At 58.9% G+C, this 15,245-nt stretch carries 22 protein-coding genes; 14 read left to right on the forward strand and 8 right to left on the reverse strand.

Annotated features, from left to right (window positions below):
• The first annotated feature begins 7 nt into the window (after nucleotides 1-7).
• Together I9185_RS17020 and I9185_RS17025 are read left to right on the forward strand one after the other, a co-directional pair.
• Nucleotides 8-1,195: a GNAT family N-acetyltransferase gene (locus tag I9185_RS17020; RefSeq protein WP_210093654.1), complete on the forward strand. Its 1,188-nt coding sequence runs from the start codon at nucleotides 8-10 to the stop codon at nucleotides 1,193-1,195.
• Complete coding sequence (locus tag I9185_RS17025; protein WP_152459417.1) at nucleotides 1,192-1,485, forward strand: 4a-hydroxytetrahydrobiopterin dehydratase; 294 nt, start codon at nucleotides 1,192-1,194, stop codon at nucleotides 1,483-1,485. The genes I9185_RS17020 and I9185_RS17025 overlap by 4 nt, the downstream gene beginning before the upstream one ends.
• Here I9185_RS17025 and I9185_RS17030 read toward each other — a convergent pair.
• The 4 genes from I9185_RS17030 to I9185_RS17045 form a co-directional block, all read right to left on the reverse strand.
• Nucleotides 1,482-1,790 (reverse strand): hypothetical protein, encoded by a 309-nt coding sequence (locus I9185_RS17030; protein WP_210093655.1) that lies wholly within the window; start codon nucleotides 1,788-1,790, stop codon nucleotides 1,482-1,484. The two genes, I9185_RS17025 and I9185_RS17030, sit on opposite strands and share 4 nt — an antisense overlap.
• A gap of 21 nt (nucleotides 1,791-1,811) precedes the next feature.
• Complete coding sequence (locus I9185_RS17035) at nucleotides 1,812-2,159, reverse strand: hypothetical protein (RefSeq protein ID WP_171637347.1); 348 nt, start codon at nucleotides 2,157-2,159, stop codon at nucleotides 1,812-1,814.
• Nucleotides 2,160-2,170: 11 nt separating this feature from the next.
• Nucleotides 2,171-2,416: a glycine zipper 2TM domain-containing protein gene (locus I9185_RS17040; protein WP_171637346.1), complete on the reverse strand. Its 246-nt coding sequence runs from the start codon at nucleotides 2,414-2,416 to the stop codon at nucleotides 2,171-2,173.
• 102 nt (nucleotides 2,417-2,518) lie between these two features.
• Complete coding sequence (locus tag I9185_RS17045) at nucleotides 2,519-3,004, reverse strand: peroxiredoxin (protein WP_171637345.1); 486 nt, start codon at nucleotides 3,002-3,004, stop codon at nucleotides 2,519-2,521.
• 99 nt (nucleotides 3,005-3,103) lie between these two features.
• Here I9185_RS17045 and I9185_RS17050 point away from each other — a divergent pair, with 99 nt between their 5' ends.
• The 4 genes from I9185_RS17050 (at nucleotide 3,104) to I9185_RS17065 (ending at nucleotide 5,799) form a co-directional block, all read left to right on the forward strand.
• Entirely contained in the window at nucleotides 3,104-4,315 is a 1,212-nt protein-coding gene (locus I9185_RS17050) for an FAD-dependent oxidoreductase (protein ID WP_210093656.1), read from the forward strand.
• Entirely contained in the window at nucleotides 4,312-4,869 is a 558-nt protein-coding gene (gene rsmD, locus I9185_RS17055; protein ID WP_171724700.1) for a 16S rRNA (guanine(966)-N(2))-methyltransferase RsmD, read from the forward strand. The genes I9185_RS17050 and rsmD overlap by 4 nt, the downstream gene beginning before the upstream one ends.
• An 89-nt stretch (nucleotides 4,870-4,958) precedes the next feature.
• Entirely contained in the window at nucleotides 4,959-5,594 is a 636-nt protein-coding gene (locus I9185_RS17060; protein ID WP_210093657.1) for an HAD family phosphatase, read from the forward strand.
• Nucleotides 5,595-5,619: 25 nt separating this feature from the next.
• The gene (locus I9185_RS17065; protein ID WP_209835206.1) at nucleotides 5,620-5,799 is read left to right on the forward strand and encodes a hypothetical protein; all 180 of its coding nucleotides are present in this window, start codon (nucleotides 5,620-5,622) and stop codon (nucleotides 5,797-5,799) included.
• Here I9185_RS17065 and map read toward each other — a convergent pair.
• Nucleotides 5,787-6,599 carry a type I methionyl aminopeptidase gene (gene map / locus I9185_RS17070; RefSeq protein ID WP_171637336.1) on the reverse strand — a complete coding sequence of 271 codons (813 nt, stop codon included), beginning with the start codon at nucleotides 6,597-6,599 and terminating at the stop codon, nucleotides 5,787-5,789. The genes I9185_RS17065 and map overlap by 13 nt on opposite strands.
• Before the next feature lie 269 nt (nucleotides 6,600-6,868).
• Between map and I9185_RS17075 the strand changes: the two genes are divergently transcribed.
• Nucleotides 6,869-7,264 (forward strand): RidA family protein, encoded by a 396-nt coding sequence (locus I9185_RS17075; protein WP_245218178.1) that lies wholly within the window; start codon nucleotides 6,869-6,871, stop codon nucleotides 7,262-7,264.
• 1 nt (nucleotide 7,265) lies between these two features.
• Here the strand turns inward: I9185_RS17075 and sfsA are convergent, their stop codons facing one another.
• Nucleotides 7,266-7,973, reverse strand: coding sequence for a DNA/RNA nuclease SfsA (gene sfsA / locus I9185_RS17080; RefSeq protein WP_210093658.1), 708 nt, complete (start codon nucleotides 7,971-7,973; stop codon nucleotides 7,266-7,268).
• A 50-nt stretch (nucleotides 7,974-8,023) separates the two neighbouring features.
• Between sfsA and I9185_RS17085 the strand changes: the two genes are divergently transcribed.
• The 4 genes from I9185_RS17085 to I9185_RS17100 are packed head-to-tail and all read left to right on the forward strand — an operon-like array spanning nucleotide 8,024 to nucleotide 10,940.
• Entirely contained in the window at nucleotides 8,024-8,746 is a 723-nt protein-coding gene (locus I9185_RS17085; RefSeq protein WP_171724696.1) for a molybdopterin-binding protein, read from the forward strand.
• The gene (locus I9185_RS17090; RefSeq protein WP_210093659.1) at nucleotides 8,743-9,453 is read left to right on the forward strand and encodes a GNAT family N-acetyltransferase; all 711 of its coding nucleotides are present in this window, start codon (nucleotides 8,743-8,745) and stop codon (nucleotides 9,451-9,453) included. Before I9185_RS17085 ends, I9185_RS17090 begins: the two co-directional genes overlap by 4 nt.
• A gap of 15 nt (nucleotides 9,454-9,468) precedes the next feature.
• Nucleotides 9,469-10,041 (forward strand): peroxidase-related enzyme, encoded by a 573-nt coding sequence (locus tag I9185_RS17095; RefSeq protein WP_224858256.1) that lies wholly within the window; start codon nucleotides 9,469-9,471, stop codon nucleotides 10,039-10,041.
• Nucleotides 10,038-10,940 (forward strand): OmpA family protein, encoded by a 903-nt coding sequence (locus I9185_RS17100; RefSeq protein ID WP_210093660.1) that lies wholly within the window; start codon nucleotides 10,038-10,040, stop codon nucleotides 10,938-10,940. Before I9185_RS17095 ends, I9185_RS17100 begins: the two co-directional genes overlap by 4 nt.
• Here the strand turns inward: I9185_RS17100 and I9185_RS17105 are convergent.
• On the reverse strand, nucleotides 10,933-11,895 hold the full coding sequence (locus I9185_RS17105) for a sodium-dependent bicarbonate transport family permease (RefSeq protein WP_210093661.1): 963 nt from the start codon (nucleotides 11,893-11,895) through the stop codon (nucleotides 10,933-10,935). The genes I9185_RS17100 and I9185_RS17105 overlap by 8 nt on opposite strands.
• 98 nt (nucleotides 11,896-11,993) lie before the next feature.
• Here I9185_RS17105 and I9185_RS17110 point away from each other — a divergent pair, with 98 nt between their 5' ends.
• Nucleotides 11,994-12,911 (forward strand): hydrogen peroxide-inducible genes activator, encoded by a 918-nt coding sequence (locus I9185_RS17110; RefSeq protein ID WP_171172024.1) that lies wholly within the window; start codon nucleotides 11,994-11,996, stop codon nucleotides 12,909-12,911.
• Between the two features lie 52 nt (nucleotides 12,912-12,963).
• On the opposite strand, the gene I9185_RS17115 is transcribed toward I9185_RS17110, so the two are convergent.
• Nucleotides 12,964-13,869 (reverse strand): LysR family transcriptional regulator, encoded by a 906-nt coding sequence (locus tag I9185_RS17115; RefSeq protein WP_152459401.1) that lies wholly within the window; start codon nucleotides 13,867-13,869, stop codon nucleotides 12,964-12,966.
• A gap of 227 nt (nucleotides 13,870-14,096) precedes the next feature.
• Between I9185_RS17115 and I9185_RS17120 the strand changes: the two genes are divergently transcribed.
• Together I9185_RS17120 and I9185_RS17125 are read left to right on the forward strand one after the other, a co-directional pair.
• Complete coding sequence (locus I9185_RS17120; protein ID WP_210093662.1) at nucleotides 14,097-14,537, forward strand: DUF4399 domain-containing protein; 441 nt, start codon at nucleotides 14,097-14,099, stop codon at nucleotides 14,535-14,537.
• 99 nt (nucleotides 14,538-14,636) lie between these two features.
• A complete protein-coding gene (locus I9185_RS17125) occupies nucleotides 14,637-15,245 on the forward strand; it encodes a LysE family translocator (RefSeq protein WP_210093663.1) in 609 nt (202 codons plus the stop codon).

A 15,245-nucleotide genomic window follows, 5' to 3' on the forward strand; every position in this document is an offset into this window, starting at 1 on the left:
AGGAAACATGGATCAGGCCCAAATCGAAGTTCAGGTCATTGGGTCTCTGTCGCGGATTTCAGCGGCCGAGTGGGATGCCTGCGCCTGCCCCGAGACCGCCGACGGTGGGCGTCCCCTTGATCCCTTCACCACGCATCGTTTTTTGCTGGCGCTTGAAGAAAGCGGCTCGGTCGGGCGCGGTACGGGTTGGCAGCCGCAATACCTGACCGCCTTTCTTGACGGGATCCTGATCGCAGCGGCCCCGATGTATGCCAAATCGCACAGCCAGGGCGAGTACATCTTTGACCACAGCTGGGCCCATGCCTATGAAAGCGCAGGCGGGCGGTATTATCCCAAGCTGCAAATTGCGGTGCCGTTCACACCCGCCACCGGGCGGCGGTTTCTGGTGCGCCCGGGTTATGACAGGATCGGAATGTCGGCTTTGGTGCAGGGTGCCGTTCAACTGGCGGCCGACAATCAGGTTTCTTCGGTTCACGTGACCTTCTGTACAGAAGCCGAGGCATTGGCCGGTGAGCAGATGGGGCTAATGCTTCGCAGCTCGCAACAGTTTCACTGGCTGAATGATGGCTACGCCGAATTCGATGACTTCCTTGCGGCCTTGTCCTCACGCAAGCGCAAGAACATCCGCAAGGAACGGGCGCAGGCCAATGGCTTTGGCGGAGAAATCCGCACATTGACGGGCGATTACCTGCGCCCGGAACACTGGGATGCGTTTTGGCGGTTCTATCAGGACACCGGGGCGCGAAAATGGGGCTCACCCTATCTGACGCGCCAGTTTTTTGACATCGCACAAGAGACGATGGCGAATGACATGGCCCTGGTTTTGGCTGAACGGGATGGTCATGCCATTGCGGGTGCGCTGAACTTCATAGGCCGCGAAACGCTTTTTGGGCGGTATTGGGGCTGCATCGAACATCATGCCTGCCTGCATTTCGAACTGTGCTACTATAGGGCGATAGACTTTGCCATTGCCCACGGTCTGGCCCGGGTGGAAGCGGGCGCTCAGGGCGAACACAAGCTGGCGCGGGGCTATTTGCCGACGCGCACGCATAGCTTGCACTGGGTCGGCGATCCGGGGTTTGCCGATGCCGTCAAAAAATATCTGGACGCCGAAGGCCGCGCAGTGGGAGAAGAGATCGAGATTCTGACGGATTACGGCCCGTTCAGGAAATCGAACCCGGAGGAACAGCAATGACTGAACTTTTGTCCGCCGAGACCCGTGGCCCGCTGCTGGATCCGCTGTTCAAAAACGGCTGGACCATGGTCGAAGGCCGCGACGCGATCACCAAGACTTTCATTTTCGACAACTTCGTGCACGCATTTGGCTGGATGACGCAAGTGGCGATCTGGGCCGAGAAATGGAACCATCATCCAGAATGGTCCAACGTCTACCGCACGGTCGAGGTGGTTCTGTCCACCCATGACGTAGGCGGCCTGTCGTCACTGGACGCCAAACTGGCCCGAAAGATGGACAGTCTGTGCTAGCGGTCGTTGCCTGACCCTTGGCCACCGGCAAGCGACGCAGCCGTGCCCATCTGCTTGAATTCCGCAGGTGTGACGGTGCCATCGCTGACATCGATGGACCTTGGGATGCCAGTGGTCTTGTTCCCGATCTGGCGCACGCTGCGCGCCGCTGGGTTGATATCCAGACACCGGTTTTCATAGCAGGTCAGGCCAGACGGATTGATCTGGATGCGGGCCTGTCCGTCAGGCCCCGTCACCACAGGAGATTGCTGAACGTCACAGGCCGCGACCAGTGCCAAAGCACCCATTCCGATCCATTTTTTCATAGCAAGCTCCCTCAAGCGGGCTTAGTCCAGTTGACCATTGCCATTCTGATCTGCCACGCCGAAATCTTCATTCATCTGTGCATCATATTCCGATCTTGAGATAAAGCTGTCCTTGTTGCGGTCAACATTCTGGAACTGCTTTATGTCCAGAAACGGCTTGGCCTCGGCCTGACCCAGTGTGCCGTTCTTGTCTTCGTCCATGGCCTGAAACGCATAGTCTGAAAAAGCGTCGAATTCGTCTTTGGACAGGAACCCGTCATTGTTTGCGTCGATGGCATTCAATTCTTTTTCATGCAGCTCGGCCACGGTTTCGGCATTGGTCGCCGAGGCCAGGACTGCAGCCGTGAATACAAAAATCGTCCGTTTCATGTCCAATCTCCTCAGCATGCAAACCTTTGGCCTTCAATGCCACCGGCAGCAGCGCCGGCTGCGGTCAGGATCGTCTTGCCCGATCCGCCGCCGAACTGGTTGCCGATCGCGCCGCCGATCAAGGCGCCGCCCAATGTGCCGCTGAGGCAGGCAATTTCGTGCTGCCGGGCGGCTTGCTGTTGCGGGGTTGGGGCCGGACCGCAGGCTGCCAAAAGGGCTGCGCTGGTCAGGATGGATGGAAATACCTTAAGTTTCATAAAAGTCTCCCCAATTTTGTGCGACGAGTATTCGCGCATTGAGGCAGTGCTTCAAGTTAAATTGGGTTCACGCGGCCCCGGACAGACCGGGGCCGGCCAAATTCAGATCACCTCCAGCAGACCTTCACCCGCCGAGATCCCGCAAGCACCGGGGTTATCTTCCAGGTTCAGGGCCGTGACCTTGCCGTTCTCGACCAGCATCGCATACCGTTTCGAGCGTGCGAACAGGCCAACGGGCGGGGCGTCGAAATCCATGCCGATGGCTTTGGTGAATTCTGAGGCCGCGTCTGAAACCATGGTCAGTCCGGCTGCGGCCGCGCCGGTGGATTCACCCCAGGCCTGCATGACGAAAGGGTCGTTGACCGACAGGCACATGATCTCGTCCACGCCCTTGTCGTCGAACTGCTTTTTGGTGCGAATGAAGCTTGGCACATGTGCGGTGGTGCATGTGCCGGTATAGGCGCCGGGCACAGCGAAAATGACAACCTTGCGCCCTTTGGTCTTGTCTGAAATCCGAACTTCCTCTGGCCCGTCGGCCCCCATCTGGATCAGTGTGGCCTCGGGCAGAGTGTCTCCTGTTGAAATCATTTTTCAGCTCCTGTCGTTTGGATTTGCAGAATTGGGCTAAGCCGCAATATAGGTGGTCAAATCAGAGAGACCACGGGAAATCTGCAGGGTGGGCAAAGCATGAGCCATATTGTCGTGATTGGCGCGGGTCAGGCAGGAGCGTCCTTGGTGGCGCGGTTGCGCAAGGACGGGTTCGACGGAGAGATTACTCTGATCGGGGCCGAGCCGCATCTGCCGTATCAGCGCCCGCCTTTGTCCAAGGCCTATCTTCTTGGAGAGATGGAACTGGAGCGCCTGTTCCTGCGACCCGAAAGCTTCTATGCCGAAAACAACATCACTCTGCGGCTTGGCCTGCGCGTGACCGGCATCGACCCCAAGGCCAAGACGGTCACTGTTGGGGATGAAGTCATCCCGTATGACGAACTGGCGCTGACCACCGGGTCAGATCCGCGCCGCCTGCCTGCCGCCATCGGAGGTGATCTGGACGGCGTGCACGTGGTGCGCGACCTGGCCCATATTGACGAGATGGAACCCAAAGTGACCGAAGGCGCCCGCGCGTTGATTGTGGGCGGCGGTTACATCGGGCTCGAGGCCGCCGCCGTCTGCGCGAAACGCGGCGTCAAGGTCACCTTGGTCGAGATGGCCGACCGCATCCTGCAACGGGTCGCTGCGCCAGAAACCAGCGCGTATTTCCGCGCGTTACACAGCGAATACGGTGCCGACATCCGCGAAGGCGTCGGGCTGGATCGTCTGATTGGCGAAAATGGCAGGGTTGTGGGGGCCGTGTTGACGGACGGCACGACGCTGGACGTTGATTTCGTCGTGGTTGGTGTGGGCATCACCCCCTCAACCCAACTGGCCGAGATGGCAGGGCTCGAACTGGACAACGGCATCAAAACCGATGCCCATGGTCGCACGTCTGATTCGTCGATCTGGGCGGCGGGCGATTGCGCCTCTTTTCCGCATGGCGAAGGGCGTATCCGTCTGGAAAGCGTCCCAAACGCCATCGACCAGGCCGAAATTGTGGCGCAGAACATGCTAGGTGCCGCCAAGGATTATGTGGCGACCCCATGGTTCTGGTCGGACCAGTACGACGTCAAGCTTCAGATCGCGGGCCTGAACACCGGATATGATCGCGTGGTGACCCGCAAGGGCGAGGGTCAGACCGTGTCTTTCTGGTATTACAAAGGCGACAGGCTGATTGCTGTGGACGCGATGAATGACCCGCGGGCATACATGGTCGGCAAGCGATTGATCGAAATGGGCAAGACCGCTGATCCCGAAGTCGTGGCAGACCCCAACGCGGACCTGAAACCGCTGCTCAAGGCGTGAGGATCATAGCCGGAGAATTCCGGGGCCGCGCCCTCGCCTCGGTTGGCAAGGGTGATGCGGGCGCGCATCTGCGCCCCACCACCGACCGCGTGCGTGAAAGCCTGTTCAATGTGCTCAACCACCAGATCGATTTTGACGGTTTGCGCGTGCTGGATCTGTTCGCGGGAACCGGGGCGCTGGGGCTCGAGGCGCTGTCGCGGGGGGCGTCGCATGTCACCTTCGTCGATGACGGGCGGGTGGCTCAGGGGTTGATACGCAAGAATATCGACCTGACCCGCAGCGCCGACCGTACCGACTTGGTCCGTCGCGATGCGACCCGGTTGGGCGACAATCCCGGCGCGCCATACGATCTGGTTTTTCTGGACCCGCCTTACGGGAAATCCATGGGGCAGAAGGCCGTCGCCGCCTTGGCCAATGGCTGGATCGCGGATGATGCCTTGTTGGTCTGGGAAGAAAATGCCCCGATGCAGGCGCCGGCCGGGTTCACATTGCAAGACAGTCGCAAATATGGCGACACGCATATTTCCTTGATGTGGAAAGATGTGCCAGGCTGAGATGTTCCGTGCGGTTTGGCCCGGGGCCTGTGTTTGCATTGACGGGACAGCTTGGATAGGCCGAGCGCGAGGCACAGCAGGAATCCCATATGCACGATCTTGTCATTTTCGATTGCGACGGCGTTCTGGTGGACAGCGAGGTGATCTCGAACCAGGTGCTGGTGGACAATCTGGCGCATCATGGCCTGCAACTGGCACTGCGTGAATGCATGTCCCTGTTCGTGGGCGGAACCATGGTGGGGGTGCGGGACAAGGCCCGCGCGATGGGCGCCGTTCTGCCCAAAGACTGGATAGATCAGGTCTATGCCGAAACCTACGACCGCCTACGCGCAGGTGTGCCATTGGTCCCCGGCATCGCAGACCTGCTTGCGGGGCTGGATCAAAAGGGTATCCCCTGTTGCGTCGCGTCGAATGGCAGCCCGGACAAGATGAAGATCACTCTGGGTCAGAACGGGCTTTGGGACCGTTTCAAAGACGTGATGTTCTCGGCCCATGTGCTGGGCACCGGAAAGCCGGACCCAAAGATGTTCCGCCTGGCTGCCGAGCACTTTGGCGCGACGGCTCCGGTGGTGATCGAAGACAGCCACAGTGGTGTCACGGCGGCGATCCGCGCCGGCATGCGTTGCCTTGCTTATGCGCCTCATGGAGGCGGTGAAAAGCTGGCGGATCTGGGGGCCGAGGTGATCACGGACATGTCACAGGCGCATGGGTTGTTGGGACTTTGACCCGCGGTTGTGCTAGTGTGCACGCATGGACCGCACCCTGACACCTTTTGCCTGGACCTTTTCCAGTGATGCAGAAGTTTCCACCAGCCCAGAGCGCAAACCCTTGCGCGCGCCGGTCTTCATCCACGACGCGGTCACGCCGTGGGGGGCTGAAACGGTGCTGCTGAAACTCCTCCGTGAGCAGGCCGCGGATCAGGAGGAATAGGTCGGGTGAAACTTGCCAGCGGGTGACAGGGTAAAGATATCGACCCCATCCGAGGTGACGCCCACCGAATGCTCGAACTGTGCCGACAACGATTTGTCGCGGGTCACTGCTGTCCAGTCGTCGGCCAGAGTCTTGGTTTCCGGGCGACCCAGATTGACCATGGGTTCGATGGTAAAGAACATACCCTCTTCCAGCACGGCACCGGTGCCCGGGCGACCATAGTGCAATACGTTCGGTGGCGCGTGAAAAACACGACCCAGACCATGACCGCAGAAATCACGCACGACGCTCATCCGATGTGCTTCGACATAGGACTGGATGGCATGGCCGATGTCACCAAAGGTATTGCCCGGCTTGACCATCTCAATGCCCTTGAACAGCGCGTCATGGGTCACCTGGATCAGCCGTTCCGCCTTGCGCGGCAGCTTGCCTGCCACATACATGCGCGAGGTGTCGCCAAACCAGCCATCGACGATGACGGTGACGTCGATATTCAGGATATCGCCGTCCTTCAGCTTTTTCTCACCTGGAATACCGTGGCAGACCACGTGGTTCACGCTGATGCAGCTGGCGTGCTGATAGCCCTTGTAGCCTATGGTGGCCGAGGTCGCGCCGGCGTCTTCGACCATCTGCGTGATCAGCCCGTCAATGGCGCCCGTGGTTTGTCCGGGAAACACATGTTCGGCAATATCATCCAGAATCCGCGCCGCCAAAGCCCCCGCCGCGTGCATCCCGGCGAAGTCACCTTGTTCATAGATGCGAATGCCGTCCTTGGTCAGGCGGCCACGATGCTCTTTCATCGACGCTAAGCTCCAAATGTTGCGCGCAGCATTCCTTTTACGCTGCTTGTGCAGAAAGTACCAGAGGGCGCGTGTTCAGACTGCGTAAACCATGCGGGAAACTTGGTTCCGTTGGCTCAGGATTCAAGAGTAGGGGCTGCATTGCAGCATCTCGGACCCCACCGCCTCGACTGCAATCCGTACGGCTACTGGCTTGGACACTTTTCACGGCAGGCGGATCAGTATCTAATGATTGCACTTTTTCTTGAGAAAATCAGGGAACCGGATGCATGTCACAGAAACGAGAATTGATCTCTAACGGAAACCCCATGGAAAGCATCGTTGGGTTCAGCCGAGCGGTTCGGGTCGGGAACTTCATCGCGGTCGGGGGAACCGCACCAGTCGATGCTGACGGCAACACTGTGGGTGTCGGCGATGTCTATCTGCAAACCAGACAATGTTTCGAAATCATCAAAGATGCGCTTGAGCGTGCCGGGTCAGGGCTGCACGATATTGTCAGAACGCGTGTCATCCTGACCGAAATCGAAAACTGGAAACAGGCGATCGAAGCCCGAAAGCTGTATTGTCTGGATGCTCGCCCTGTAGATACTATCATGGCCATCGAACGATTTGTGAATCCCGAGTGGCTGGTCGAGATTGAGGTTGATGCTGTCGTTGCGGACTGACTCAGCCGGCCAAAATCCTCATTTCAGTCTGCACCCAAACCCCCGACGGCGTTATCCGCGTCCCGCAAACGATCCGTTCCACCCCTTGCGCCTGCGCCGCCTCAAATGCCGCCGCGTAGGCTGGATCAATATCGGCCGCCAAAGCAAACCGGTCGCAATCGGTTCGCTGAACCAAATACAGCATGATCGCCCGGTGCCCTTGTGACGCCATCGCGGCCAACTCGCCCAGATGCTTGGTGCCACGGGCTGTGACGCTGTCGGGAAACTCGGCCAGTCCGGGCTGGCGTGACAGTGTCACGCTTTTCACCTCGACATAGGCATCCGGCAGGCCCGGCTCCGTCAGCAGGAAATCGATGCGGCTGTTGTCGCCGTATTTCACCTCGGGCCGGATGGTGTCATAGGTGGCCAGTTCGGGAATCTCACCGGCTTCCAAAGCAGCCCGCAGCGCCCGGTTCGGGACCGAGGTATCGACCCCGGTAAAATGCCCGTTCTCGTGGTCCACCAGCCGCCATCCGAATTTCAGCTTTTTCTTCGGATCGTCGTTGGGTTCCAGCCAGATTTTCTCACCCGGCTCGGCCAGCCCCATCATCGATCCCGGATTGGCGCAATGGGCCGTTACCTCACTCCCGTCCTCAAGCCTGCAATCAGCCAGAAAGCGTTTGTAGCGGCGGATCAGCCGGGCGGGGACAAGAGGGGTTTCAAATCGCATGGTTCAGGGCCTATACCTGCCCCTGAGAACGATCAAGAGGGGACAGCGCCATGGGCAATCCAACCGCAGCGATGCTGGTGATCGGGGATGAAATCCTGTCGGGTCGCACCCGCGATGCGAATATGCATTTTCTGGCGCAGGAACTGACCAAACACGGCATCGACCTGAAAGAGGTCCGCATTGTCAGCGATGACGCCCCTGCCATTGAAGCGGCCGTCAAAGCGCTGTCCGACGCTTATGACAATGTCTTCACCAGCGGCGGCATCGGCCCGACCCATGACGATATCACGGCCGATTGCATTGCCCGCGCTTTTGACACACCCATTGATGTGCGCGATGACGCGCGCGCGCTATTGCAGGCCCATTACGACAAATCCGGGCTGGAACTGAATGCCGCCCGCCTGCGCATGGCGCGTATTCCGGACGGGGCGACGCTGATCGAAAATCCGGTTTCGACAGCGCCCGGGTTCACGCTTGCGAATGTGCATGTCATGGCGGGTGTGCCGTCGGTTTTTCAGGCGATGGTGGCGAGCGTGTTGCCAACATTGACCGGAGGCCGCCCTTTGCTGTCGCAAACTCTGCGTGTGGACCGCGGAGAAGGTGATATCGCCGCAACCCTGGCGGCCTTGGCCGAAGATTTCAGTGACTTGTCCATCGGGTGCTATCCGTTTCAGATCAACGGTGCCTTCGGGGCCAACGTGGTTGTACGCGGCACCGACGGAGGCCGGATCGACGCGGCCACCACCCGCCTGGCGAAAGAGCTTGAGCTTTGAGCAATAACTGGGCGGAAATAGTCGACGGAACATGGCCCGCCGCACGCTATCAGCGGCTTGGCCCGTTTCTGCTGCGTGAGGGGCGGGGCGGAGGGTCGCGCGTATCAGCGGCCAGTGCATTGGGCCCGGCCAACGAAGACGATATCGACGCCGCCGAGGCCGCGATGCTGTCCATGGGGCAAAAACGCATCTTTTGCCTGCCGCCCGGGGATGAAGCTCTGGATGCAATGCTGGCCCAGCGGGGATACGACATTCTTGACCCGGTCAACATTTATGTCTGCCCCATCTCTCGGCTGATCGATCAGCCGATCCCACCGGTAATGGTGTTTTCGATCTGGGAACCGCTTGAGATCATGCGCGAAATCTGGGCCTCGGGCGGGATCGGACCCGAGCGGATCGCGGTGATGGAACGTGCCAAGGGACCCAAGACAGGATTTTTGCTGCGTCACAACGACAAACCCAGCGGCGTGGCTTTTGTGGCGATGCATGCAGACACTGCGATGGTCCACGCGCTGGAAGTGTTGCCCGAGCACCGTCGTCAGGGGCTGGGCCACTGGACCATGCGCGCGGCCGCATTCTGGGCGCGTGATCACGGTGCGCAGAACCTCAGCGTGATCTGCACCAAGGCCAATGAGGGCGCCAACGGTCTTTATCGTGCCCTCGGGATGGAGATCGCGGGCGAATACCATTACCGTCATCTTGTCTGAACCGAAGAGGCCGCCGTGACACAAAAAGACATGCCTACCGCGCTGAACCTGCCCATGGTCGATCCACTGCCGCCGGAAACGCAGAAATACTTTGATATCTGTGTCGAAAAACTGGGCATGGTGCCGAATGTGCTGAAAGCCAACGCATTCGACATCGACAAGCTGAACGCCTTCACCGCGATGTATAACGACCTGATGCTGGCTGACAGCGGGCTGACCAAACTGGAACGCGAGATGATCGCGGTCGTCGTCTCGTCAATCAACAAATGTTTCTACTGTCTGGTCGCCCATGGGGCGGCGGTGCGTCAGCTTTCGGGCAATCCGCAACTGGGCGAAATGCTGGTGATGAACTATCGCGTCGCCCCGCTGGAGCCGCGTCAACGGGCGATGCTGGACTTTGCCGCAAAGATGACCACCGCCAGCGCCGAGATCGAAGAGCCCGACCGCCAGCGCCTGCGCGATGCAGGCTTTTCCGACCGCGACATCTGGGACATCGCCAATGTCGCCGGGTTTTTCAACATGTCAAACCGGGTCGCCAGCGCAACGGCGATGGTGCCCAACGAAGAATATCACGCACAGTTTCGATGATCCGCGCCGCCGCCCTTGTTGCCCTGCTGATGACAGGACCTGTTGCCGCACAGGACCTGACCCTGCCGGCCAGTGCCCGACAGATCAGCGACCGAACATCGCCACTGGACAGCTATGACCTGCCGACGGGGCCTTATGCAAATGGCTCGGTTCCCGCAGAAACGCTCGAAGGGCGCGTGGAACGCTATACGTGGCGGCTTCAGGCGGGGTCGAGCACGACATTGCAGCTGCTGGCACCGTTGCGGGAACAGATCGAGGCGCAGGGCTACAAGATCCTGTTCGAATGCGACGCGCGGGTTTGTGGCGGTTTCGATTTCCGTTTTGGCACCGAGGTCGTGCCAACCCCGGACATGTATGTCGCCATTCAGGATTACCGGTTTTTGTCGGCCACCAAGGGGCCGGTTGCCCTTAGCCTGCTGGTCAGCCGCAATCCCCCGGATGGCTATGTTCAGATGATCCGGGTCACACCCCAGGACGCGCCGGACCCGGACCCTGTGGTGATCGAGCAAGCCGTGGAAGGCCCGGTCGGATTGCTGGAGGCCTTGGCGACAACGGGCCACGTGATCCTGGATGACCTGCATTTTCCGACGGGCGAGGTTGCCCTGGGCGAAGGGCCGTTTGACTCGCTGACCTTGCTGGCCGGATACTTGACCGACAACCCGAACACACGCCTGGCGTTGGTAGGGCACACTGACGATACCGGTGCCTTACAGGCAAATATTGCGGTTAGCAAAAGCCGGGCCGAGGCGGTGCGGACCCGCCTGATCGATGCGCATGGCGTGGCACCCGACCGGATCGAAGCGCAGGGTGTTGGCTATCTGTCTCCGCTCACATCGAATGCAACTCCGGAAGGGCGCGATCTCAACCGTCGGGTCGAAGCCGTATTGCTGGTCAACTGACCAACCACAGGTACAGCGGCAATCCGACGGTGATGTTGAACGGAAACGACACCCCCAGCGACAAGGTCAGATAGATCCCGGCCTCGGCCTTTGGAAGGGCGATCTTCATCGCGGCGGGAACCGCGATATACGAAGCCGAGGCTGACAGCACCATGAACAGGAACAAGCTGCCCTGTGGCAAGCCGATCACGGCACCTACCGCCCAGGCCATAAATGCGCCGATCAGGGGCATCAAGACACCAAAGGCGAACAGGCCAACCGACAGCTTGTCTCGGTTGCTGATCAGGCTGCGCCCTGCCGACAGGCCCATATCCAGCAGAAACAGGCACAGGATTCCTGTGAAAGGCGTCACGATGAAAGGCGCGATCATCTGCATGCCTTCACCACCGGTGATGGCTCCGATCAGGAAGGCACCGGTAAGCAGCACGATCGAGCCGTTGGCCAGCAGATCGCGCCACAGCTTGTCATCCTTGACGCCATTGCTTCCGGTCTTGTGCGCCAACCAAAGCGCCGACAGGATTGCGGGCACCTCCATCGCAGCCGCAACGGCCACCATGAATCCGTCATGGGTCAGCCCCACCAGATCCAGCAGGCTGGTGGCCGTAACAAAGGTGACGATCGAGATCGAACCATAGTGCCCTGCCACCGCCGCCGCGTTCAGCGCATCCAGCCGTGTCATCACCCTGAGCAGGCCAAAGGCCACGAAGGGGATGGTAAAGGACAAGGCGACACCGCCCAGCAGCGTCAGGAACAGTTGCAGGTGAATGCCATGCGCGGCCAGACTGGCACCGCCTTTGAACCCGATGGCCAGCAGCAGGTAAAGCGACATGAACTTGGCCGCGCCCGCCGGAATGGACAGGTCACTGCGTACAAAGGCAGCCAGAAGCCCAAGGGCAAAAAACAGTATGGTCGGCACAAGCAGGTTGCTGGAAAGCGTCTCGATCACTCCGGGCATAATTGACTCCTGATCCCTCGTTTTCGGGTTAGGTGCCTTGCAAAACTGATTTCGCCAAATACTATCTTTCTAAGTTATATATAGTTTCAGGCTATGAAATGCGTCCCACATTGCGACAGTTGGAATACATCGTTACGGTCAGTCGCCTTGGGCGATTCAGTTTGGCTGCCGAGGTGCTGAATGTCAGCCAGCCCAGCCTGTCGACGCAAATTGCGACTGTAGAACAAGAGCTTGGCGTTCGGATCTTTGAGCGTAACCGGGGTGGTATCCAGGTGACGGCGAAAGGAGAAGAATTCATCTTGCGCGCACAGAAGATCCTGGCAGAGGTCAAGGACCTTCGCCACGCCATGTCGAACGATATGCCCGTCGGAGGAAGGTTGCGACTGGGGGTTTTGCCTTCGATCGGGCCTTATCTGTTGCCGCAAGCCATCAAACAGGTGCACCGGATTCGCCCCGGATTGCGTATTGCGGTTCGCGAGGAAAACACACTGGATCTGGAACAGGGTCTGAAATCCGGTCGCTTTGATCTGATATTGTCCACGCCCGAAGATCATCCGAATACCGTGCAACACCGGTTGTTCAACGAACCTCTTTGGGTCGCGGTTGCCGTTGATGACGTTCTGGCGCGGGACTTGCAGGGTGTCAGTGCCACCGATCTTCAGAACCGGATCTTCCTCACCCTGGATCAAAGCCACCGCCTGTCGCGCATCGTCTATGCATTGGCGGCGGAATGCGGTGGGGTTGTTTCGGATGAGTATGAAGGCACGACGCTTGATTCCATTGTTCTGATGGCGGCTTCGGGTGTTGGTGTTGCGGTACTGCCTGATCTTTATGCTCGCAGACAGGGGATCTACCGCGACGAGGTGCGCTTGCGACCGCTGTCCATCGCCAATGCAAATCGCGATATTGCTCTTTTGGCACGCAGTTCCGAGACCCCACCGCCGGGTCAGAATGTGCTGACGGACAGCTTGCGCACTTCCGCCCGGTCCATGGGACTGTCAGTGATCGACCCGTAAAAAAAGGCCCGCACTTTCATACGCGGGCCAAAGGTTGGTCTTCAGGGAGAAATTACCAGTCCATCGGACCCTTCCCGTGGAAGGAATCAACGAGGAAATCGATGAAGGCCCGCACTTTGGGTTGCGTAAAGCGGCCCGGCGGGTAGACGGCGTAAACGCCTTGAACTTCGTCAGGCAGGGACGGCATTGCATCGACAACCAGCCCGGCCTTCAGGGCTTCGGCGTAAAGATAGCTGGGCAGATAGGCGATACCCAGGCCGGAAACCGCCGCGTTCAACAGGGATTGGCCATCATTGACACTCAACCACCCGGCGGTACGAACCTGACGTTTTTCGCCGGACGGCGCGGTCAGTTTCCAGACATTGCCCGAGGATTGGCTGGAATAATGCAGCAGCTTGTGTTCGTTCAGATCATCGATCTTCTGCGGCCGGCCGAATCTTTCGACATAACTGGGCGCGGCGACCATGCGTTTGACCGTCTCGGTCAGTTTGCGGGCGCGCAACGTGCTGTCTTCCAGCTCACCAATGCGCACGGCCACGTCAAATCCTTCGGAAATCAGTTCGACATAGCGGTTGTTCAAAACCATGTTCACGGTGATGTCGGGGTAGGCTGCAAGGAACTCGGACAGAACAGGTGACAGGTGATTGACGCCGAAATCCGTGGCGACGCTGATGCGCAAAAGACCAGACGGGGCCGATTGCATTGACGTGACCAGTGAATCCGCTTCTCCGGCATCATTCAACACGCGCCGCGCGCGGTCATAATAGGCCAGCCCGATTTCCGTTGGTGAAACCCGGCGCGTGGTGCGGTTCAACAGCCGCGCTCCCAGACGCGCCTCAAGGCTCGATACGTGTTTGGACACAGCTGATTTGGAGATGCCCATCTTTTTGGCCGCATCGGTGAAGCCACCCTGGTCCACCACATTGGCGAAGGCTTCCATTTCGGTCAGTCGGTCCATACTCGTTCCCCAGATCTTGATTTCCGTCCTGACTATGGCGCTGAATCTGGGCGGAAACGGGGCAGACATGGGATAATATCAGGGATTTGAATCGGATCGTTTGCGTATGAGAAACGCAGAAACAGTGGTTTCCAAACTCACCTCAGGCATTGTGATGCTGTGTTTTTCAGGCAATCGCGCTAAGATCTCTCATTGAGAATGGCATTTTTGTGACCAGGGAGGAGATCATGAGAACCTTTTTCGCCATTGCTGCGCTTTGCCTTTCTGTGGGCTTTGCGCATGCCGGAGGAGAGACCCCGTCGAATCCTGATGCAAAAGTCTATTTCGTCAACCTGTCGGATGGCGATACCGTGCAATCACCGGTCACGGTTGTCTTTGGCCTAAGCGGCATGGGCGTCGCGCCCGCCGGAACCGACAAAGAAAACACCGGGCACCACCACCTGCTGCTTGACCGTCCCCCGCTGGGTGAAGGCGAGGATGGCGCGGATGAGTTGGCCAATGGCCTGCCCGCCGACGATAATCACATGCACTTCGGAGGCGGTCAGACCGAAGTAGCATTGAATCTGTCGCCGGGCCAACACACCCTGCAATTGGTTCTGGGCGATGCCGGGCATGTGCCGCATTCCCCGCCGATTGTATCCGAAGTGATCACGATCACCGTGGAATAGCCGCAGGTCGTTGAAACCGTCCGTTCGGTTCATGTGATGGAAGGGCATTTACATTTTCGGCGCACTTAGTGAATCTGCCTGCATTTGCAGGGGGTAATAATGTCGCTGGAATTCTTCGTCACATCATTGATTGTTGTTTTGCTGCCGGGTACCGGCGTCATCTATACTTTGGCTGTCGGTCTTGGGCGCGGGTTTCGCGCAAGTCTTGCCGCAGCCTTCGGATGCACACTTGGGATCGTTCCGGCGGCCTTGGCCGGCATCATCGGACTTGCAGCCTTGCTGCACACCAGTGCCGTCGCGTTTCAATTCATCAAATATCTTGGCGTCTTGTACTTGTTCTACATGGCATGGGGTATCCTGAAGGACGGCGGTGCCATGGATGTCGCGGCGGAGAAATCCGCAAAAAGCGACTTTGGAATTGCCGTGACAGGAACGCTGATCAACGTTTTGAACCCAAAGTTGTCGCTATTCTTCCTGGCCTTTCTGCCTCAATTCCTGCCGGCGAACGCAGCAAATGCAGGAATGGAACTGGCCAAACTGGCGCTGGCCTTCATGGCCATGACATTTGTTGTTTTTGTCGGGTATGGGGCATGCGCCGCACTGGCGCGGGACTATGTGATCCGGCGCCCTGCTGTGATGGCGTGGATAAAGCGGTGTTTCGCAACCGCTTTTGGTGCATTGGGTGCAAAGCTCGCGCTGTCGGACTGA

Source organism: Ruegeria sp. HKCCSP346, from assembly GCF_017872595.1.
GTDB lineage: Bacteria > Pseudomonadota > Alphaproteobacteria > Rhodobacterales > Rhodobacteraceae > Ruegeria.